Below are 20,566 nucleotides of genomic sequence, written 5' to 3' on the forward strand. Positions count from 1 at the left end.
GCGCCTGCACTCGATGCGCGCTTGAGCCAGATCATGCGGTAGACTTTCCTGGTGCTTCCGGCGAGTTTGCCGGAATGATCTCGGGCTATAGCGCAGCTTGGTAGCGCGTCCGTCTGGGGGACGGAAGGTCGTGGGTTCAAATCCCGCTAGCCCGACCAAAGACAATGGGAAAGCCTCAAACCAACTAGTGGTTTGAGGCTTTCCCTTTGTTGTTTTACGGGGGCTTCCGTGGGCTACCGTCCGGACCGTACCCCTGGTGGAGTGCGCAAAGGCCGGTAAAGCGCACGCTCACCCCGCGCAGTCACGGCGTCACTGCGCCCGCTCATGGGCCTCGTTCGCGAGGTCCACGAGCTGCTGCATGTTCAGGTTCTCCAGCTCGGAGACGTAGGCGTCCCAGTCGTCGAAGGACCGCTGGCCCAGGATGAACTGCGCCGACGCCGTCTGCACATGGTCGGTGAGTGTGGTCTGCAGCAGACCTGCCTGCTCCAGTTCGAGATCGGTGAACGGATACGGCGGCGTCACCGGGAGCTCTTCCTTGTCGTGCATCTTCTCCTGCCACTCGACCACGTGCGGGCGGAAGGTCGAATGCACCAGGTCCGTGGTGGAGCCCACGGCGTGAAGGAAGGGCTGGTTGGAGAAGCCGTAGTCGCGCACCAGGTGCTCCTCGGCCTCTGGGTTCAGGCTGTTGAGGTCGATGTTCGGATCCAGCTCACGGGTGCCGTCCTCGCCGACGGTGTAGGTCTCTCCCTCCACACCCCAGGTGGCGTACTCCAGGCCCTCGTCGGAGTAGTACAGCCAGTCGATGAACTGCAGCTTGGCCAGGAAGTCGTCGTCCTCGGCGATGGAAGAAGAGATCGCCAGCCCGCTGTCGAAGCGTGCCCCGCTGTGCACGAAGTCGCCGTCCTCACCGCCAGGGATCGGGATGAGCCGCGCCTCGGCACCTTCGGTGCCCAGCTCCTCGAAGCCCCGGGTGTAGATCTGAGTGGACTCATCATTGCCCGCGATGGCCAGCGAGCTGCCCGAGGAGAACTTCTGCTCCGCGGTGCGATCGTCCTGGGTCAGCGTCTCGGAGTCCATCAGCCCCTCCTCGAGGAGGCCGGCGAAGAACTCCAGGAGCTCGCGGTATTCATCCGAGGCTCCTGCGTAGATGAACTCCCCGGCGTCGTGGTCGAAGTAGATGCCGTCTCCGTAGCCCCATCCGGCCACCGTGTCGAAGTTCGCCGAGGCGAAGTTCAGGGTGCTCTGCAGCTCCCAGCGGTCCGAGTACGGGACCGAATCCGGGTACTCGTCCTTGACCTCGCGCAGCTGGTCGGCGAACTCCTCCCAGGTCTCAGGGTCCTCGAAGCCCATCTCGTCCCAGATGTCGCCGCGGACCACCAGGGAGAAGTGCTGGAAGGGATCCTCCAGCAGGCCCGGCAGGATGTATGCCTTGCCGTCCTCCTGGTAGAGAGCCTCGTAGTCCTCGCGCAGATCCCAGGCGTCGAGCTTCTCAGAGAAGTTCGGCATTTGGTCCAGATAGTCGCTCACCGGGAGCAGCGCACCGCCGGAGATATAGGGAACGTCCTGACCGGGATAGGTCACCGGAACAATGTCCGGCATGTCCCCGGCGCCGATGACCAGGGATCTGCGCTGTTCAAAATCACTCAGCGGAGCATCCACGATGGCCAGTGACACATTGTGGTTCTCCTCAAGGTGATCGAAGAACATCCAGTCTTCATCCAACCCATGGTCCGGGTTGTTGCGGTAGAGCACCGAGAGCTCCAGCGGCTCGGTCGCCACGAAGCTGTCTCCGACCCCGAAGTCGGCCATGGCCGCCAAGTCACGCTCAGCGGCATCACCGCCCTCGTCGGCTTCAGCGTCACCCCCGCCGCAGCTGGTGATCAGCAGCGACCCTGCTGCGATCAGCCCCACCACGCCGGAGCGGGACCGCGGGTTTCGATTCTTTCCAGTCATAGTCTGCACGCCTTTTCCTTCATACAGCTGATGCGATTTTGTATCTTGGTGATACAGATCACACTCAGTATAGGGTCACACCATGCAACAATTTCAAGGAAAACTTCGAACGAGTTGACCAGGCCCGCTCCCTGACCAGCCTGTAAGCCGCAAGCGTGGCGACTCTTGCCCTGCTTTCCCCGACACTTCTATTCTGAGTCCACTCAGAGTGCAGGCGCCGGGCACAGCCGTTCGACAGCCCGCCCCTTCCCCTTCACACCCCCAGGGAGCAGGCATGTCGTCGAGCCAGACCGCGATCAGAGCCGAGGGCGTGGAGCGTCGGTTCGGCGACCTGCGCGCCGTCGACGGCGTCAGCCTCGAGGTCCAGGCGGGCGAGATCTATGGGTTCCTCGGTCCCAACGGTGCCGGGAAGTCAACGCTCACCCGAATCCTGTGCACCCTGCTCACCCCCACCGCCGGTCGCGCGACCGTAGCAGGGTACGACGTCGCCACCCAGCCCGGGGAGGTGCGGCTCCGCGCCGGAGTCGCCCTGCAGGAGGCGGCGCTCGACGATAAGCAGACCGGTTCCGAGATGCTCACGCTGCAGGGCCGGTTCTACGGGCTCTCTGCCAAGGCCACCAAGGCCCGCGTGGATCAGCTGACCAGTCTCGTGGACATCGGCTCAGCACTGGACCGCCGCATCGGCACGTACTCCGGCGGCATGAAGCGTCGCCTGGATCTCGCGCTGGCCCTGGTCCACGATCCCGAGGTCCTCTTCCTCGATGAGCCCACCACCGGGCTGGATCCCGTCAGCCGCGCGAAGGTCTGGCAGGAGGTTCGGCGATTGAACCAGGAGCTCGGGATGACGGTCTTCCTCACCACCCAGTACCTCGAGGAGGCCGACGAGCTGGCCGACCGGGTGGGCATCATCAACAAGGGCCGCCTGGTCGCCGAGGGAACACCGGCGCAGCTCAAACGCACGATCGGCACCGACGTCGTGATCGTCACGCTCACCGGGGACATCGGCAGCGCCGGCCGAGCCCTGGAATCCCTGGAGCTGGTGGAACGCGTGGAGATCAACGGACCCACTGTGACCCTGAGCGTCTCCGACGGGCCGTCCGCAATCAGCCCCATCGCCGTCGCGCTGGCCCAGGTGCCCGAGACCCAGGTCGTCGAGCTGTCCCTGCGTCGGCCATCCCTCGATGATGTCTTCCTCTCCGTGACCGGTGAACACATCACCGACTCCGATCCATTCATGGCCGGCGCCTCCGGCCTGCAGGACCCCCAGAGTCGCCAGGAAACCCAGAGTCACCAGGAAACCCAGAGTCACCAGGAGACCCCGTGAACTCCTCCGCCACGACCACCGCTCCCCCGACCACCAGGATCGAGCCCAAGAGCGCAGGATTCTTCCGCGACCTCAGCTCAGTAGCCACCCGCGCGCTGCGCGCGATCCCCCGGGACCCCGCTGCCGTGATCCCAGCCCTGATCGTCCCGCTCTTCTTCTTCGTGGTGAACATCGGCGCCCTGGAATCGGTGGCAGAAGGGATCGGAGTCGCCGACTTCCGGGCGTTCCAGCTGCCCGTGGCCATCGTCTTCGCCGTCACCGGAGTCTCCCGGGCAAGCGACCTGGTGACCGACATCAGCAGCGGCTACTTCGATCGGCTGCTGCTCACCCCGATGCGCCGCTCTGCACTGCTGCTCGGACTGATGGTCGCCGACCTCGTGCTCGTCATAGCCCTGTGCGTGCCGGTGCTCATCCTGGGCTTCTTCGTCGGGGTCGAGTTCGCCACCGGCCTCCCGGGCGTCATCGCCTTCCTGCTCATCGGAGGGCTCTGGGGCCTCGCGTTCACGGGGTTCCCGTATGCCATCGCGCTGCGCACCGGAAGCCCGGCGGCGGTGAACGCCTCGTTCCTGCTGTTCTTCCCGTTCGCCTTCCTGACCACCTCGTTCCTTCCGCAGGAGGCGCTGACCGGGTGGCTTGCGGCGATCGCGGACTACAACCCGATCACGTATCTGCTGGCCGCGCTGCGTTCGCTGCTCTCCGAAGGCTGGGTCTGGGCTGACCTGTGGCCGGGGCTGCTCGCGATCGCCATCGTGGGTGCGGTGAGCTTCACGCTGGCCTTCGGGGCGCTGGGCGGCCGCGTCTCGCGCGGATGACCCACACCTCCCGCAGCCCCTGAAATGCTCGCGTTAGGCTGGCCTGCATGACCGAGCACCTTCTCAGGACCACCGACAGCAGCGACAGCAGCGATGCTGGTGCACCGCGCAGCCCTCGGCTGAGCACCCAGGTGCCGCTGCGCTGGGGGGACATGGACGCCTACGGGCACATCAACAACGTCGAGGTGCTGCGCCTGCTTGAGGAGGCCCGCATCCGCGCCTTCGGATCGCCGGCGCATACGGGCAGCCCTGTCGGAGAACCGCTCGCTCCGCTGTTCAACGAGCTCCCCCGCGACGCGCAGGCGCTCGTCGTCGAACATCGGGTGCGCTACCTGGCGAGCCTGGAGTACCGGGACGTGCCGGCACAGATCGATGTGTGGGTGACCCAGCTCAAAGGTGCAGGTCTGACTCTGGCCTATGAGCTCCGCGACGGCGTGGACGGCACCCGTTGCGTGATCGCCGAGACGCAGCTGGCCTTCTTCGACACCGCGTCGAATCGGCTGCTGCGCCTCACGCAGCACCAGCGTGAACAGGCCGCGGCGCACCGGGCGGACTCGCCCTTCGGCGTCCGCTGAAACAGTGACGGAGATGGTGCCCGCAGCGGTCAGCGGGTAGGTCACCAGGCCGTCGTCGTGGCGGTCTCAGCGCACGAGATGGGCTTCGTGGGTGCCACCGGCGAACCATGCGTTTACCATGTAAATCCCGGATCACCGGCCGGAACCACCTGCGTCGACGAGGTGATCTCGATCAGCGACAAGTCCTGCGCCGCCGTCCTCCGCGAGGAGATCGACTGGCGCGGCCTTCGCGACATCGCCGCCGAGACCGGCGGACCCACCACGGACTTCATCCCTGCCTTCACGCGCACCTGGACGAATGATCACCGCGTTCATGTCTCGGTCTGAGTCCGGCGCACTGGGGCTGAGCCAGAAGAGCCGCTCACGCCTGCTCGGCGCACTGCAGGGCAACATCTTTCCCGACGGGATTCCTGCCTGAAGCGACGGAACGGTGGTGAACAGAGTCCGCTTCATCCAGAGGCCGCCCTGTACTGATCGGCGGCGCCCCCTCCCCGCGACCTACTTGCGCTTGCGCTTCTCGCGTACGCGCATCGAGACCTCGATCGGTGACCCGGTGAAGTCGAAGGTCTCGCGCAGCCGGCGGGTGATGTAGCGCCGGTAGCCCGGATCCAGGAACCCGGTGGTGAAGAGCACGAAGCGCGGAGGCTTCGTGGAGGGCTGGGTGGCGAAGAGGATCCTGGGCTGCTTGCCGCCGCGGACCGGGTGCGGGTGTGCTGCGACCAGTTCTCCGAGGAAGGCGTTGAGCCGACCCGTGGAGATGCGTCGTCCCCAGCTGGTCAGTGCGGTGTCCAGGGCGGGGGCGAGCTTGTCCTTGTGCCAGCCGGTCAGCGCGGAGACGTTGACCCGCGGGGCCCAGGCGATGTGCGCCAGGTCGCGGGTGACCTCGCGCTCGAGGTAGTAGCGGCGCTCCTCATCCATCAGGTCCCATTTGTTGTAGGCGACCACCAGGGCGCGGCCGGAGTCCACCGCCATCTGGATGATCCGCACGTCCTGCTCGGAGACGGGCTCCTCCACCGAAAGCAGCACGACGGCGACCTCGGCCTTGTCCAGGGCGCGCTGGGTGCGCAGCATCGCGTAGTACTCGGAGCCTGAGGCCATGTGCTGACGACGCCGGATGCCGGCGGTGTCCACGAAGCGCCAGGTCTCACCGCCGAGTTCGATGAACTCATCCACGGGGTCCATGGTGGTGCCGGCCACGGAGTCCACGACCACGCGATCGGAGCCTGCGAGCTTGTTCAGCAGCGAGGACTTGCCCACGTTGGGCCGTCCGACCAGGGCCACGCGGCGCGGACCGCCGGTGGGGATCATGCCGCCGTGCTCGGCGAACTCGGGCAGCGCCTTCACGGCGGCGTCGAGCAGGTCACCGGTGCCGGTGCCGTGCAGCGCCGAGACCGGGTAGGGCTCGCCGAGTCCGAGGTTCCAGAGGCCGTAGACCTCGCTCATGTGTGAGGGGGCGTCGACCTTGTTGGCCACCAGCAGCACCGGCTTCTTCTTGCGGCGCAGCATCCGCACCACGGCCTCGTCCACGGCGGTGGCGCCGACGAGTCCGTCGACGACGAAGATCACGGCGTCGGCCTCGTCCACAGCCATCTCGGCCTGTTCGGCCACGCGCTTGTGCATGCCACGGGCGTCCTGCTCCCAGCCGCCGGTGTCGACCAGGGTGAAGTCCTTGCCGTTCCACTCCGCGTCGTAGGAGACGCGGTCGCGGGTCACGCCGGGCACGTCTTCGACCACGGCTTCCTTGGAGCGGGTGATGCGGTTGACCAGCGTGGACTTGCCGACGTTGGGGCGTCCGATCACGGCCAGCGCCGGCGGCGCGGCGACGTAGGGCTCGTAGTCCTCGTCGTCCTCGTCGAACTCCAGGACCGCGGCGTCTTCTTCGGCCAGCTCATAGTCGGAGAGTCCGGCGCGCAGCGCGGCGGCGCGGGCCTCGGCCTCCTCCTCGGTGATCGACGCCAGCCGTTCGGCCAGCCGGTCGTCCTCCACGGCCGGAATGTATTCCGGGGAGTCGGAGGAATTGTTCTCAGCGTTGTTCGCCACGGGATGCTCCTGCAGATGGGATCGAGAGTGGTTCGGCGGAGGCCTGTTCAACGCGCTGGATCAGCGCGTCGATGGTCTCCTGAAAGGTCAGGTCCGAGGAGTCCAGGACGGCGACGCCGTCGGCTGCCTCGGTGAAGTTCGATGCGGTGGAGTCGCGGGTGTCGCGGTCGATGACCTGGCGGCGCAGCGCCTCGGCGGTCTCGGTGCCGCCGAGCTGCAGGCCCCGGCGTCGAAGCCGGGCCTCCGCGGAGGCGGTGAGCAGCACGCGCACCTGCGCGTCGGGGGCCACCACGGTGGTGATGTCACGGCCCTCGGCCACGATGAAGCCGGAATCGTCGATGATCCGGCGCTGCGCGGCGATCAGCAGCGCCCGGGCGGGACGGTTGGTCGCGATCTCAGAGACCCGCTCGGAGATCCGGGGCTCGCGGATGGCGGCAGTGACGTCGCTCTGTCCCACGGTGATGATCTGGTGCTCGGGGTCGGTGGAGATCGTCAGCGGAATCTCTTCCACGGCGACGGCGACGGCCTGCTCGTCGTCGAGGTCCACCCCCTGGGCGAGGCAGTACCAGGTGGCGGCGCGGTACATCGCCCCGGTGTCCAGGTAGGCGGCGCCGAGCTGGCTGGCCACGGCTCGGCAGACGCTGGACTTCCCAGACCCCGAGGGGCCGTCCACCGCGATGATCAGACGCTGTCCTTGACTCACGAGAGCACAACCTTCCATCCAAGTTCAGTCATGGCGTCGGCGAGCTCGTCTCGCCGTCCGGGCAGCACGGAGAGCTCGACCATGCCGACCTGGTGGCCGGCGGAGTGCTCCATGCGGAGGTCTTCGACGTTGACCCCGATAGTGGCCACGTCGTTGAGCACTGCGGCGATCTGGCCCGGCTTGTCGTCGACGATCACGGTGAGCACCGCGAAGGACTGCGGGGGCGCGCCGTGCTTGCCGGGCACCCGGGTGACCCCGGAGTTGCCTTCGGCGATCAGCTGGGCGATGTCGGCCTGCCCGCCCGGGGCCCGCGGGGCCTCCAGCGTGCTGATCAGCCGTTCCATGTCCTCGCGCAGTCCGTAGAGGATCTCCACCACGGGGCGCGCGTTGGAGGACAGGATCTGTACCCAGAGCCCAGGGTCGGAGGCGGCGATCCGGGTGACGTCGCGGAGTCCGTTGCCGGCCAGTGCCAGCGCCGAGACGGGAGCGTCCTGCAGCCGGGACGCCACGAGTGAGGCGGCGATCTGCGGCAGGTGTGAGATCAGCGCCACGGATTCATCGTGCCGCACCGGGTCCATCTGGTGCACGGTGGCCCCGAGTCGGCGTCCGAGCTCCTCGGCCCATTCCACGGCCTGCGGTGCCGAGAGCTGCTCTCCGGTGGCGGGGTCCACGGCCGGGCAGATGACCCAGGGCATGGAGGTGAAGAGTTCGCCGCGGGCGGCCACGGGGCCAGACTTCTCCCGTCCGGCCATCGGGTGGGTGCCCACGTAGCGGCTCAGATCGACCCGGGTGAGTGCGGCGTCCTCGTCGTCGGTGAGGCGCAGCAAAGTTGCGAGGATCTCGGCCTTGGTGGAGGCGATGTCCAGGACGACGGCGTCGGGGAACCGCACCAAGGCGGCGGCGACCTCGGCGGCGGTCGCCTCCGGGGGTGCGGCGACGACGACGATCTCCGGGGTGGTCTCGGCGGGGGCCTGTTCGAGGATGGTGCCCGCGCCGATGTCGGCGGCGATCGCCTGGGCGGTGGCGGAGGGGTCCGAGAGCAGCACCCGGTGGCCGTCGGCGCGCAGACCGAGCCCGATGCTGGTGCCGAGCAGTCCGGTGCCGCGGATCAGCACGGCAGGGGTCTGACGCACGCTGGCGGGCGTGGCGGTGAGCAGGTTCATCGCGCGCCGGCCTCGCTGCTGCCGGCGGAGCTGGGCGCGTCGGGACTCGCGGCGTCGTCGCTGCTGGTCAGATCGAGCAGGTGGCCCAGCTCGAGCCGGCCGAGCGGGCGCACGGTCCCCTGCTGCTGGTCGCCGATGGTGATCTCGCCCAGGGCGGTGCGCACCAGGCGCAGCACCGGGTGACCGACGTGGTCGAAGATCCGGCGCACGATCCGGTTGCGTCCCGAGTGCAGGGTCACCTGGATCATGGTGCGGCGGCCGTCGCTGCCCAGCTGCCGGTAGTCGTCCACGGCGATGGGCCCGTCTTCGAGCTCGATGCCGGCGCGCAGCTTCTTGCCGACCTCTTTGTAGACCGGTCCGGCGACCTCGACCACGTAGGTCTTGGGCACCTCGTAGGAGGGGTGGGTGAGCTTGTTGGCCAGCTCGCCGTCGTTGGTGAGCAGCAGCAGACCCTCGGTCTCGGCGTCGAGCCGACCGACGTGGAAGAGCCGGGCGGCCTTCATCTCCTCGGTGAGGTAGTCGTTGATGCAGGGCCGGCCGTGCGGATCCGACATGGTGGTGACCACGCCGGTGGGTTTGTTGAACATCACGTACTGGTGCTCGACGTTGAGCTGGATGCGCACGCCGTCGACGTGGATGGTGACGTCCTCGGGCTGGACCCGGATGCCGGGTTCGATGATGACCTTGCCGTTGACCGACACGCGGCCCTCGGAGATCAGCGCCTCGCAGACCCGACGGGAGGCGACGCCGGCCTGGGCGAGGACCTTCTGCAGCCGCACGCCTTCGGCGTCGTGGACGGCGGCGAAGTTCTCCTCGGCCTCGTCGCGGCGGGGCTTGGCCCGGCTCGGACCGGTGGAGATCATCCGCTGGGGGTCCTCGGAGGAGAAGGGGCCCCCGGACTGACCGGCCTTCGGGGTGCGGGCTGCCGTGGCGGCGCGCGGCTCTCGCCGCTGCGCCTCGCGCGCGCGGCGGTCTGGGCCCGAAGAATTCATGGTCTCCATTCTATGGGGAGTGTCCAATCCGCTTCGCCACTCAGCTCTCGGGGCCGAGCTCTCCTGCTGCTTCGATGCCGGGCAGGTGCGGGGAGAGCTGTGGAAGCTCCTGCACGGAGTTGATCCCGAGCCGTTCCAGCAGGTCTGCGGTGGTCACATACAGGGTGGCTCCGGTGAGCGGATCGGTGCCGGCGGTGTCCACCAGGCCGCGGGTGACCAGGGTGCGCACCACGCCGTCGACGTTGACCCCGCGGATGGCGGCGACCTGGGAGCGGGCCACCGGCTGCCGGTAGGCGATCACGGCCAGGGTCTCCAGGGCGGCCTGGGAGAGCCGGGTTGTGGCGCCGCCCAGGACGAAGGCGGAGACCTGCTCGGCGTAGTCGGCGCGGGAGTAGTAGCGGTATCCCCCGGCGATCTCGCGCAGTTCGTAGCCGCGCCGCCGGGACCCCTCGGTGATCCCGTCGAGGTCCAGGCGCAGCGCGTCGAGCACCGCGATGACCTGGTGTTCAGGGATCTCGAGCACCTGGGCGAGCTCCGCTGCGGAGACCGGCTCCTCGGTGATCATCAACACCGCCTCGGCGGCGGCGAGGGTGTCCTCGCTGATCGGCTCAGCCATGATCGGGGTTCTCCTTCGGGTCCGCTGCGGCCTGGGCGTCCGGGAGCTCGGCCCATTCGGCGGCGGCCCGGTCCAGCGCCGCGACCTCGCCGCTGGCGGGTCCGGACCAGATCACCCGCAGCTCCCCCAGCGGGGCGTCCTGTTCGAACGCCACGTCGCGGTCGCGGTAGAGCTCCAACAGACCCAGGAACCGTACGACGACGACGAGCCGGCTCTCGGCCTCGCGGATGAGGTCGCTGAAGCTGGCCGCGCCGGCCTCCCGCAGCGCAGCGGTCATCACCGCCATCTCCGCTCGGATGTCCACCGCGTGGGAGTGCAGGTGTTCGAATTTGATGTGATCCGGCTCCATGGCCGGGCGAGCGAAAGCGCGCTCGGCGATCGTCTTGAGGTCCTCCGGGGTGGTCTTGAAGACCAGCTCCGGGAGCAGCTGGGCGAGCTCGGGGTGGGTGCCGGGCTGGCGCGGGAAGCGGTCCGAGTGCGCCTGGATCTGCTCGGCGATGTGCCCGGCGATGTGCTTGAACGCCCGGTACTGCAGCAGCCGGGCGAAGAGCAGGTCGCGGGCCTCCAGGGCGGCGATGTCCTCCTCGGACTCGACCTCCCCGCCGGGCAGCAGCTGCGCAGCCTTCAGATCGAGCAGGGTGGCGGCGATCAGGATGAAGTTGGAGGACTCATCCAGCGCCTGGTGGTGCGAGAGTCCCCGGACATAGCTGATGAACTCATCGGTGACCGCGGAGATCGCCACGGCCGTGACGTCCATCTCCCGCTTGGCGATCAGGCCCAGTAGCAGGTCGAAGGGTCCATCGAAGTTCGCCAGCGACACGGTGAATCCGGTCGCCGCGGGAGCATCCGGCCCCGCCTCTGCCGCGAGGCCCCCAAGGCTTCCGGCTTCTTCGGCACCGGTCAGCGCCGCGGCGCCGACTGCCGGGTGCGCCACTAGGGCGAACCACCTCGGAGGATCAGTTCGCGGGCCAGCTGCCGGTAGGCCTTGGCACCCTCGTGCTTATGTGCGTAGGCGGTGATCGGCTCCGCCGCGACGGTGGCGTCGGGGAACTTCACCGAGCGCTTGATCACGGTCTCGAAGACCTTGTCACCGAAGGCCTCGACGATCCGGGCGATGACCTCTCGGGCATGGAGGGTGCGCAGGTCCACCATGGTGACCACCACACCGTCGATCTCCAGATCCGGGTTCAGCCGGTCCTGGACCTTCTCGATGGTGTCCACCAGCAGCGCGACGGCGCGCAGCGCGAAGTACTCGGCCTCCAGCGGGATGACGACGCCGTGGGCGGCGGTCAGTGCGTTGACGGTGAGCAGTCCCAGCGAGGGCTGGCAGTCGATGATGATGACGTCGTAGTCGTTGCGGACCTGGCGCAGCGCGCGGTCCAGGACCTGTTCGCGGGCGACCTCGTTGACCAGCTGGACCTCGGCGGCGGAGAGGTCGATGTTCGCTGGAAGCAGGTCGATGTTCTCCACGTGGGTGGAGACGATCGCGTCGCGGGTCTTGACCTCGCGCTCCATGAGCACGTTGTACACCGTGGTCTCCAGCTCATGCGGGCTGGTCCCGAATCCTGCGGAGAGCGCGCCCTGCGGGTCGAAGTCCACCATGAGCACGCGGCGGCCGTATTCGGCGAGCGCGGCGCCCAGGTTGATCGCAGAGGTGGTCTTGCCCACTCCGCCCTTCTGGTTGACCATGGCGATGACTCGCGCGGGTCCGTGGCTGCTCAGCGGGGCGGGCTCGGCGAACTCGTGCTTGGGCCGACCCGTGGGACCCATGATCGCGTCGCCGTAGATGGTGAAGAGTTCCGTCGGCGCCGCAGCCTCCGACGCGTTCCCTTCCCGGTCAGGCGTCTCGCCCATCCGGGCACCCGGCTCGCTCACGTGAATCCTCAACTTCCTCCTGCGGACAACAACTTATCCAGGTTACCCCGTGTCATGGGCGAGGCAAGATGCGCACGCCAAGTGGCACTCGAAGGTTCGCCCCGCCCAGGCGCCGTGGCCGGACGCCCTCAGGTCAGTCGGCGTGGCCGGGCGCCCTCAGTTCAGGCGGCACCGCCGGATCGGCGTCCGGCGAGCGGGACCCGCCAGCCGCGCCTGAGCGAGATCATGCGCAGCGCGAAGACCAGGCTGGAGACCACGAGTCCAGCCCAGATCAGCGGCAGCTCGACGCTCAGCACGATCACGATGAGGCCGGCGCCGAACATCGCCGGCACCGCGTAGACGCCGCGCGGGTTGAAGATCTGTGGGGTCTCGTTGGCGACCACGTCGCGCATCGCGCCGCCGCCGACCGCGGTGGTGACCCCGAGCAGCACGCAGGCGATCTCGTTGAGCCCGGCGTTGTAGGCGATGACGGTGCCGGTGAGGCAGAACAGCGAGAGTCCCACGGCGTCGAAGACCAACAGGGTGCGGCGCAGCCGGGTCTCGTGGAGCAGACCGGTGAGCACCAGGACCACCGCCACCAGGACCGGGGCCAGGTAGATCGGCTGTTGGAACGCGGCCGGGGGGCCGTCGCCGATGATGATGTCCCGGGTGACGCCGCCGCCGAGTCCGGCCATGGAGGCCAGCAGCAGCGAGCCGACCACGTCGAAGCCTTTGCGGGCGGCGAGCAGCGCCCCGGAGACGGCGAAGGCGAAGGTGCCCAGCAGCTCCACGGCCAGCAGCGCGAGGTCCATCGGTCTCCCCCAGGTGGCCACGTGTTCACGTGTTTACGTGTTTACGTGTTCGGGTGTTCGGGTGTCGGCGGCGCGCGGTCACGCGCCGCCGACAAGCCTACCGCTGGGGGCGCAGCACCGGGATCAGGTCATCGAGCACCGAGGCGTCCTCGATGGTCGATGGCACCCGCGCCTGCTCGCCGTCGGCGATCTGTCGCATCGTCTTGCGCAGGATCTTGCCCGACCTGGTCTTCGGCAGCGCCGCGACCACCGCCACGGTCTTGAAGTCGGCCACCGGCCCGATGTCCCGGCGCACCAGCTCGGTCAGCTCGGCCTGCAGCGTCTTCGGGTCGTCCTCCCGACCGGCCTTGAGCACCACGAATCCCGAGGCGCGCTGGCCCTTCAGCTCGTCCTGCAGCCCGATCACCGCGCATTCGGCGACTGCGGGGTGGGAGGCGACCACGGCCTCGATGGCTCCGGCCGAGAGTCGGTGCCCGGCCACGTTGATCACGTCGTCGGTGCGGCCCATCACGAAGAGGTAGCCCTCGGCATCGAGGTAGCCGGAGTCCCCGGTGGCGTAGAACCCGGGGAACGCCGCGAGGTAGGAGTCGATGTAGCGCTGGTCATCGCCCCAGAGGGTGGGCAGGGTCCCGGGCGGCATCGGCAGGCGCAGCGCGATGTTTCCCTCCTCCCCCGCGGGAAGCTCCTCACCGACGGCGTCGAGGATCACCACGTCGTAGCCGGCCATGGGCAGCGTCGCGGAGCCCTCCTTGACCGGGAGGGCCTCGATCCCGACCGGGTTGGCCGCGATCGGCCACCCGGTCTCGGTCTGCCACCAGTTGTCGATGACCGGGACCTGCAGCGCCTCGGTGATCCAGCGCTGGGTCACCGGGTCGAGCCGCTCCCCCGCGGCGTAGAGGTGCCGCAGCGAGGAGATGTCATAGTCGGCGACGAGCGCCGCCTCGGGGTCGGTCTTGCGGATCGCGCGCAGCGCGGTGGGGGCCGTGAACAGCGCGGTGATCCGGTGTTGCTGGATCATCCGCCAGAAGGCGCCGGCGTCGGGGGTGCCTACCGGTTTGCCCTCGTAGAGCACCGAGGTCGCCCCGACCAGCAGCGGCCCGTAGACGATGAAGGAATGTCCGACCACCCAGCCGACGTCGGAGGCGGTGAGCATGGTCTCTCCCGGGCCGACGTCGTAGATGGCCTGCATCGACCAGGTCAGCGCGACGGCGGTGCCTCCCTGATCACGGACCACGCCCTTGGGCCGGCCGGTGGTCCCGGAGGTGTAGAGGATGTAGAGCGGGTCCGTGGCGCGCACCGCGACCGGCGCGGCGGGCTCCGCCTGGGCCGCGCGCGGGCCCCAGTCGTGCCATTCGGCGCGCGAGTCTGCGGCGACCTGCTTGAGGCTGTGCGCGAAGCCCTCGCGCTCCTGCACCACCACGTGGCGGACCTGGTGGGTGGCGAGGCGCAGCGCCTCCGCCACGGTGGGCAGGTACTCCACCGTGCGGGTGGGCTCGATGCCTCCGGTGGCGGTGAGCACGACGTCAGGTGAGGCGTCGTCGATCCGTGAGGCCAGCTCCTTCGCGGCGAATCCGCCGAAGACCACCGAGTGCACCGCGCCGATCCGGGCGCAGGCGAGCATCGCGATGGGCGCCTGCGGGATCATCGGCAGGTAGATGATGACCCGGTCTCCGGCACCCACCCCCAGGTCGCGCAGCATCCCGGCGCACTGGGTGACCTCTTGGGTCAGCTCGGCGTAGCTGTAGCTGCGGATGGTCCCGGTGACGGCGGAGTCGTAGACCAGGGCGGTCTTCTCCCCGCGTCCAGCCTCGACGTGACGGTCCAGGCAGTTGTAGCTGAGGTTCAGCTCCGCCTCGGGAAACCAGCGGTAGATCGGAGCCGCCGAGTCGTCCAGGGCGCGCTGCGGTGCGCGATCCCAGTGGACCTGCTCGGCGGCGGCGAGCCAGAACTCCTCACGCTGGGCCAGTGATCGTGCGTGCAGCTCACGGTAGGACGTACCGGTCATGGGAGTGCTCCTGCTCATCGGCGTGGACTCATCATCGAAGGACGCGTGACACGTCCTAGAGTATGACCTGTCTCACAGCACGTAAAGCCCTATGTATACAGAAGTCGTCGAATTCAAGAACCCTTGGCGTCAGCGCTCCACAGAACCGCCTTGTCTGTATACACTCAAGGCATGCGTGCAAGCGACCGTGCCTACGACACCCTGCGGCAGGAGATCCTCGACGGGGCGTTGACCCCGGGGACCCTGCTGGGCGAGGTCGAGCAGGCGGAACGGCTCGGCCTCTCCCGCACACCGCTGCGCGAAGCGCTGTCCCGGCTGATCGCTGACGGGCTCGCCGATCAGACCAGGGGACGCGGCACGGTGGTCAGCTCGATCTCCGCCGCCGACGTCGACCTGCTCTTCGAGCTGCGGCTTCCGCTGGAGGTCCAGTCGGCGCGGCTCGCCGCCCAGCGCGGAGACCCGGCCCGGTTCACCGCGCTCGCGCAGCGGTTCACCGCCGCGGAGGAGACCCTGCACGCGGGCAGTCACGCCCGGGAGGATGAGCACTACTACCGGCTCACCGAGGAGCTCGACGAGGCGGTCGCGGAGGCTGTGGCCAACCCCTACCTGAGCCATTCCCTGCGCAGCATGCGCGCGCACCTGGTGCGCGCCCGCCGGCTCGCCCAGCACGAGCCTGAACGGCTCGCGTCGTCGGCCCGGGAACACCGCGAGGTCTGCACCGCCATCGCCTCCGGGGACCCCGAGACCGCGGGGGCCGCGATGCTGATCCACCTGCGCCGCAGCCTCGCCTACATCACCGCCCAGCACGAGTTGCCACAGCAGGACCGAAGCCTGACGCCGAATCGAGAGGAATCACCAGCATGATCACCCACAACGTACGGGTCTACCGCAGCGACGAGAACCTCCCCCGTCAGGACCAGCTTGCCTGGAAGATCGCCCAGGTCGCCGTGGACCCGGTGGAGGTCGACGCGGAGGTCACCGACATGGTGATCAACCGCATCATCGACAACGCCTCCGTGGCGGTCGCCTCGCTGAACCGCGCTCCGATCATCAGCGCCCGCGCCCAGGCATTGGATCATGCGGTCTCCGCCAACGGCTCCGGCGCCTCGATCTTCGGCATCGAGACCAAGTCCAGCCCCGAGTGGGCGGCCTGGGCCAACGGCGTCGCGGTCCGCGAGCTGGACTACCACGACACCTTCCTGGCCGCCGAGTACTCCCACCCCGGGGACAACATCCCCGCGGTGCTGGCAGCGGCGCAGCACACCGGAGCCTCCGGTGCCGAGCTGATCCGCGGCATCGCCACCGGTTACGAGATCCAGGTGGACCTGGTGAAGGCCATCTCGCTGCACAAGCACAAGATCGACCATGTGGCCCACCTCGGACCCTCCGCCGCGGCCGGAATCGGCACCCTGCTGAACCTCGACGCCGAGACGATCTTCCAGGCCGTGGGCCAGGCGCTGCACACCACCACTGCCACCCGTCAGTCGCGGAAGGGCGAGATCTCCACCTGGAAGGCCCACGCCCCGGCCTTCGCCGCGAAGATGGCGGTCGAAGCCGTGGACCGCGCGATGCGCGGACAGACCTCCCCGGTGCCGATCTATGAGGGTGAGGACGGTGTCATCGCCTGGCTGCTCGACGGACCCAGCGCCTCCTACGAGGTTCCGCTGCCCGCCGACGGCGAGCCCAAGCGCGCGATCCTCGACACCTACACCAAGGAGCACTCCGCGGAGTACCAGGCGCAGGCCTGGATCGACCTCGCCCGCCGGCTGCACAACGCACACCCGCAGGTCACCGATCCCGAGCAGGTGGAATCGGTGCTGATCCGCACCAGCCACCACACCCACTACGTGATCGGCTCCGGGGCGAACGACCCGCAGAAGTACGACCCCACCGCCTCCCGGGAGACGCTGGACCACTCGATCCCCTACATCTTCACCGTCGCGCTGCAGGACGGTGCCTGGCACCACGTCGATTCCTACACCCCCGAGCGCGCCCAGCGCGAGGACACCGTGGCCCTGTGGCACAAGGTCACCACCGAGGAGGATCCGGAGTGGACCCGCCGGTATCACTCCACCGACATCGCAGAGAAGGCCTTCGGCGGATCCGTGGAGATCCGGCTGCACAACGGCGAGGTGATCACCGATGAGATCGCTGTCGCCGACGCCCACCCGCTGGGCGCCAAGCCCTTCGCCCGCGAGCAGTACATCGCCAAGTTCCGCACGCTGGCCGATGGTGTGATCGCCGAGGCGGAGATCGAACGGTTCCTCGGCGCCGTCGAGAACCTCGAGACCCTTGCCGCGGGAGAGCTCGATCAGCTCAACATCCTCGCCGCCACCGGGGTCATCCACCCCTCCGCCGGACCGAAGGGACTGTTCTAGGTCATGTTGTACTCCACCATCACCCCTGCGCAGAAGCGCCTCGACCTGCGCGCGATGCTCACCCCCGGGGCGGCACGCCAGTTCCCGGGCACCTTCACCCCGCTCTCGGCACCCTTGATCGAACAGAAGGGCTTCGACGGGATCTACATCTCCGGCGCGGTGCTGGCCAACGAGCTGGGTCTGCCGGACATCGGGCTGACCACGCTCAGCGAGGTCGCCCAGCGGGCCGGCCAGATCGCCCGGGCCACCAATCTCCCGGCCCTGGTCGACGCCGACACCGGATTCGGGGAACCGATGAACGTGGCCCGCTCGGTCCAGGAGCTCGAGGACGCCGGGCTCGCGGGCTGCCACATCGAGGACCAGTTCAACCCCAAGCGCTGCGGCCACCTGGACGGCAAGAACCTGGTGGACCTGCAGACCGCGACCCAGCGGATCGCTGCGGCCGCTCGCGGCAGGCGGGACGAGAACTTCCTGATCATGGCGCGCACCGATCTGCGCGCCGTCGAGGGGCTCGACGCCGCGATCGAGCGGGCCAAGGCCCTGGTCGACGCCGGGGCCGACGCGATCTTCCCCGAGGCGATGAAGGACCTCAGCGAGTTCGCCGCAGTCTGTGCTGCAGTGGATGTGCCGGTGCTCGCAAACATGACCGAGTTCGGCAAGTCCCCGCTGTTCACCCGCGAAGAGCTCGCCCAGACCGGCGTCGCGATGGTCATCTACCCGGTGACCTCGCTGCGCTCCGCCATGGGCGCGATCGAGCGCACCTTGGACGTGCTGGCCGCCGAGGGTTCCCAGCAGGGCGCGGTGGAACAGATGATGACCCGGGCACGGCTCTACGAACTGGTCGACTACGAGGCGTACAACGCGTTCGACACCGGGATCTTCAACTTCGATGTTCCCGACGTGCACGGCAAAGACTCCTAAAGACCCTGCAATGACCTGAGGAGGTCACTGATGACCGAGCAGATCTATAAGGGACTGGCCGGTGTGGTCGCCGATCACACCGCCGTCTCGAAGGTGAATCCTGAATCCAACTCGCTGCTCTACCGGGGGTACCCGGTCCAGGAGCTTGCCGCCGCACTCTCCTTCGAGGAGGTGGCGCTGCTGCTCTGGAACGGGGAGCTGCCAAGCGCGGCGGAGAAGGAGGAGTTCCGCGGCTTCGAACGGTCCCACCGCGCGCTAGACCCCCGGGTCCGGGCGGCGATCGACCTGCTACCGCTGGACTGCCATCCGATGGACGTCGGGCGCACCGCGGTCTCGGTCTTGGGTGCGAACCATCCGCTCTCCGAAGACTCCTCTCCGGAGGCGGAGCTGACCAAGGCCAAGGAGCTCTTCGCGGCGTTCCCGGCCGTCGTCGCCTACGACCAGCGCCGGCGTCGTGAGCTGGAGCTCGTCGAGCCGAGGGAGGATCTGGACTATTCGCAGAACTTCCTCTGGATGACCTTCGGCGAGGAGGCCCCTGCGGAGGTCGTCGACGCCTTCCGGGTCTCGATGGTGCTCTACGCGGAGCATTCCTTCAACGCCTCGACGTTCACCGCCCGGGTAGTGACCTCCACGCTGGCGGACCTGCACTCCGCGGTCACCGCCGCGATCGGCGCGCTGAAGGGGCCGCTGCACGGCGGCGCCAACGAGGCGGTGATGCATACCTTCGAGGAGATCGGCATCGACCCGGCCGAGACCCGCGAGGACGCCGCCGCCCGCGCCAAGACGTGGATGGAGCAGGCCCTGGCGGAGAAGCGCAAGGTGATGGGCTTCGGACACCGGGTGTACAAGTCCGGCGACTCCCGGGTCCCGACCATGAAGCAGGCGCTGGACGCGATGGTCGATTACTACGGCCGCGGCGAGCTGATGGGCCTCTACGACGGGCTCGAGGCGGCGATGGGTGAGGCCAAGAACATCCTGCCGAACCTGGACTACCCGGCCGGACCGACCTATCACCTGATGGGCTTCGACACCGAGATGTTCACTCCGCTGTTCATCGCCGCGCGGATCACGGGCTGGACTGCGCATATCGCGGAACAGCGCGCGGACAACGCGCTGATCCGCCCGCTGAGCGCGTACAACGGCCCGGACGAGCGCCACCTCTGAGGCGTCGGCGCCCGGGGCCCGGGGCGCACCCTTTGGGCGCTTTGCGGTGGAATGGGCGGGCGAACTGCACCGCATACCGCCACAAAGCGCCCAATCGGCGCCGAGTGCACCGCAGGCGCGGACGATTTAGCGGATCAGAGCGGGGATCTAGCGGGCGCGGGGGTGTGCGGTGGCGTAGCTCTCCTGCAGCGCCTCGGCGGTCACCTTCGTGTAGATCTGCGTGGTGGTCACCGAGGCGTGGCCCAGCATCTCCTGGACGAGTCGGATCCCGGCGCCGCCTTCGAGCAGGTGGGTCGCGCAGGAGTGGCGCAGCGTGTGCGGGGAGACCTCCTGGGTGATCTCGGCGGCGGCCGCGTGGGTCTGGAGCACGGTCCAGGCCGACTGCCGGGAGAGTCTGCCGCCGAGCTTGTTCAAGAACAACCCGGGCGACGGCGCGCGCTTGCCAATCCGCGCGGCGAGCCCCGGGCGCCCGGCGGTGAGGTAGTCGTTGATCGCGCGTTGGGCGTAGCGCCCCACGGGGACCATCCGCTGTTTATCGCCCTTGCCGGTCACCCGCACGATCACCAGCCCGTCCGTGACGGCTGAACCACCAGCGCCGTCGGTACCATCAGCGCGGTCGGAACCATCACCGTCGCCACCCGCACCGTCAGTCCCGGCGGGGGCCGCCCGGATCTCATGGATGTCATCTACGTCGAGGCTCACCGCCTCGGTGATCCGCGCGCCGGTGGCGTAGAGGAACTCCAGCAGGGCCCGATCGCGGCGGCCCAGCTCGGTGTCTCGGCTGGGCGCGTCCAAGAGTCGCTGCACCTCGTCGACGCTGAGCGCCTTGGGCAGGGACTGCCGCGGCTTGGGGGCGGCGACGTGCTTCGCCGGATCATGGGTGGTCCGGCCCTCCCCCGCCCAATAGCGATGCGCGCCGCGCACCGAGGCCAGCACTCTGGCCATCGAGCGCTGGGACAGGGCCGAGCCGCCGTCGTCGCCGGTGCTCAGCCGCTGCAGGAAGTCCGCGATCAGGCTCTCGTCGATGGAGCGCAGCGTGGTGATCTCGCGCTCGAGCAGGAACGCGCCGTAGCGCAGCAGGTCGTTGCGGTAGGAGCTCAGCGTGTTGGCCGCGGACCCGCGCTCGATCCGCAGGTGGGTGAGGTAGTCCTCGATCTCGGACCCCACAGACGAGGACGGCACCTCCGCGCGTCGCTGGAGGTGCCGTTCCCGTGCCTGCTCAGGAGCGGTGGACCCGTCCTGGATGGCCATGGA

The 20,566-nt window shown here is 68.5% G+C and carries 19 protein-coding genes and 1 tRNA gene; 9 read left to right on the plus strand and 11 right to left on the minus strand.

The genetic code is table 11. The features are described 5' to 3' along the window. The first annotated feature begins 81 nt into the window (after positions 1 to 81). Positions 82 to 158, plus strand: a tRNA-Pro gene (locus ACHAA4_RS14790). A gap of 151 nt (positions 159 to 309) precedes the next feature. Here the strand turns inward: ACHAA4_RS14790 and ACHAA4_RS14795 are convergent. Then, complete coding sequence (locus ACHAA4_RS14795; protein WP_435774946.1) at positions 310 to 1,953, minus strand: ABC transporter substrate-binding protein; 1,644 nt, start codon at positions 1,951 to 1,953, stop codon at positions 310 to 312. A gap of 274 nt (positions 1,954 to 2,227) precedes the next feature. Here ACHAA4_RS14795 and ACHAA4_RS14800 point away from each other — a divergent pair, with 274 nt between their 5' ends. Genes ACHAA4_RS14800 through ACHAA4_RS14815 form a run of 4 tightly spaced genes read left to right on the plus strand, consistent with a single transcriptional unit; the run spans position 2,228 to position 4,991 of the window. After that, a complete protein-coding gene (locus ACHAA4_RS14800; protein WP_435774947.1) occupies positions 2,228 to 3,277 on the plus strand; it encodes an ATP-binding cassette domain-containing protein in 1,050 nt (349 codons plus the stop codon). Continuing rightward, positions 3,274 to 4,089 (plus strand): ABC transporter permease, encoded by an 816-nt coding sequence (locus ACHAA4_RS14805; protein ID WP_435774948.1) that lies wholly within the window; start codon positions 3,274 to 3,276, stop codon positions 4,087 to 4,089. Before ACHAA4_RS14800 ends, ACHAA4_RS14805 begins: the two co-directional genes overlap by 4 nt. A gap of 47 nt (positions 4,090 to 4,136) precedes the next feature. After that, entirely contained in the window at positions 4,137 to 4,664 is a 528-nt protein-coding gene (locus ACHAA4_RS14810; protein ID WP_435774949.1) for an acyl-CoA thioesterase, read from the plus strand. A gap of 57 nt (positions 4,665 to 4,721) precedes the next feature. Next, entirely contained in the window at positions 4,722 to 4,991 is a 270-nt protein-coding gene (locus ACHAA4_RS14815; protein WP_435774950.1) for a hypothetical protein, read from the plus strand. Positions 4,992 to 5,162: 171 nt separating this feature from the next. Here ACHAA4_RS14815 and der read toward each other — a convergent pair whose 3' ends face one another. The 9 genes from der to ACHAA4_RS14860 form a co-directional block, all read right to left on the minus strand. Further along, positions 5,163 to 6,659, minus strand: a complete 1,497-nt coding sequence (der, locus tag ACHAA4_RS14820) for a ribosome biogenesis GTPase Der (protein ID WP_435774969.1) — start codon at positions 6,657 to 6,659, stop codon at positions 5,163 to 5,165. A 28-nt stretch (positions 6,660 to 6,687) separates the two neighbouring features. After that, entirely contained in the window at positions 6,688 to 7,425 is a 738-nt protein-coding gene (cmk, locus tag ACHAA4_RS14825) for a (d)CMP kinase (protein ID WP_435774951.1), read from the minus strand. After that, the gene (locus ACHAA4_RS14830; RefSeq protein WP_435774952.1) at positions 7,404 to 8,570 is read right to left on the minus strand and encodes a prephenate dehydrogenase; all 1,167 of its coding nucleotides are present in this window, start codon (positions 8,568 to 8,570) and stop codon (positions 7,404 to 7,406) included. The genes cmk and ACHAA4_RS14830 overlap by 22 nt, the downstream gene beginning before the upstream one ends. Continuing rightward, the gene (locus ACHAA4_RS14835) at positions 8,567 to 9,562 is read right to left on the minus strand and encodes a pseudouridine synthase (protein ID WP_435774953.1); all 996 of its coding nucleotides are present in this window, start codon (positions 9,560 to 9,562) and stop codon (positions 8,567 to 8,569) included. Before ACHAA4_RS14835 ends, ACHAA4_RS14830 begins: the two co-directional genes overlap by 4 nt. Positions 9,563 to 9,602: 40 nt before the next feature. Further along, positions 9,603 to 10,178 carry an SMC-Scp complex subunit ScpB gene (scpB, locus tag ACHAA4_RS14840; protein ID WP_435774954.1) on the minus strand — a complete coding sequence of 192 codons (576 nt, stop codon included), beginning with the start codon at positions 10,176 to 10,178 and terminating at the stop codon, positions 9,603 to 9,605. Beyond that, positions 10,171 to 11,112 carry a segregation and condensation protein A gene (locus ACHAA4_RS14845; RefSeq protein WP_435774955.1) on the minus strand — a complete coding sequence of 314 codons (942 nt, stop codon included), beginning with the start codon at positions 11,110 to 11,112 and terminating at the stop codon, positions 10,171 to 10,173. Before ACHAA4_RS14845 ends, scpB begins: the two co-directional genes overlap by 8 nt. After that, complete coding sequence (locus ACHAA4_RS14850; protein WP_435774970.1) at positions 11,112 to 11,948, minus strand: ParA family protein; 837 nt, start codon at positions 11,946 to 11,948, stop codon at positions 11,112 to 11,114. The genes ACHAA4_RS14845 and ACHAA4_RS14850 overlap by 1 nt, the downstream gene beginning before the upstream one ends. A 266-nt stretch (positions 11,949 to 12,214) precedes the next feature. Then, the gene (locus ACHAA4_RS14855; protein ID WP_435774956.1) at positions 12,215 to 12,844 is read right to left on the minus strand and encodes a trimeric intracellular cation channel family protein; all 630 of its coding nucleotides are present in this window, start codon (positions 12,842 to 12,844) and stop codon (positions 12,215 to 12,217) included. Between the two features lie 97 nt (positions 12,845 to 12,941). Then, complete coding sequence (locus ACHAA4_RS14860; protein ID WP_435774957.1) at positions 12,942 to 14,849, minus strand: AMP-binding protein; 1,908 nt, start codon at positions 14,847 to 14,849, stop codon at positions 12,942 to 12,944. A gap of 171 nt (positions 14,850 to 15,020) precedes the next feature. On the opposite strand from ACHAA4_RS14860, the gene ACHAA4_RS14865 reads away from it, so the two are divergent. Genes ACHAA4_RS14865 through ACHAA4_RS14880 form a run of 4 tightly spaced genes read left to right on the plus strand, consistent with a single transcriptional unit; the run spans position 15,021 to position 19,312 of the window. After that, positions 15,021 to 15,713: a GntR family transcriptional regulator gene (locus ACHAA4_RS14865; protein WP_435774958.1), complete on the plus strand. Its 693-nt coding sequence runs from the start codon at positions 15,021 to 15,023 to the stop codon at positions 15,711 to 15,713. Beyond that, a complete protein-coding gene (locus ACHAA4_RS14870) occupies positions 15,710 to 17,227 on the plus strand; it encodes an MmgE/PrpD family protein (RefSeq protein ID WP_435774959.1) in 1,518 nt (505 codons plus the stop codon). Before ACHAA4_RS14865 ends, ACHAA4_RS14870 begins: the two co-directional genes overlap by 4 nt. A gap of 3 nt (positions 17,228 to 17,230) precedes the next feature. Continuing rightward, positions 17,231 to 18,148 (plus strand): methylisocitrate lyase, encoded by a 918-nt coding sequence (gene prpB / locus ACHAA4_RS14875; protein ID WP_435774960.1) that lies wholly within the window; start codon positions 17,231 to 17,233, stop codon positions 18,146 to 18,148. 30 nt (positions 18,149 to 18,178) lie between these two features. Next, positions 18,179 to 19,312 carry a bifunctional 2-methylcitrate synthase/citrate synthase gene (locus tag ACHAA4_RS14880; RefSeq protein WP_435774961.1) on the plus strand — a complete coding sequence of 378 codons (1,134 nt, stop codon included), beginning with the start codon at positions 18,179 to 18,181 and terminating at the stop codon, positions 19,310 to 19,312. Positions 19,313 to 19,459: 147 nt separating this feature from the next. Here ACHAA4_RS14880 and ACHAA4_RS14885 read toward each other — a convergent pair whose 3' ends face one another. Next, positions 19,460 to 20,563, minus strand: coding sequence for a site-specific tyrosine recombinase XerD (locus ACHAA4_RS14885; RefSeq protein ID WP_435774962.1), 1,104 nt, complete (start codon positions 20,561 to 20,563; stop codon positions 19,460 to 19,462). Between the last annotated feature and the right edge of the window lie 3 nt (positions 20,564 to 20,566).

The organism is Nesterenkonia maliinae, from assembly GCF_051262655.1.
GTDB lineage: Bacteria > Actinomycetota > Actinomycetes > Actinomycetales > Micrococcaceae > Nesterenkonia.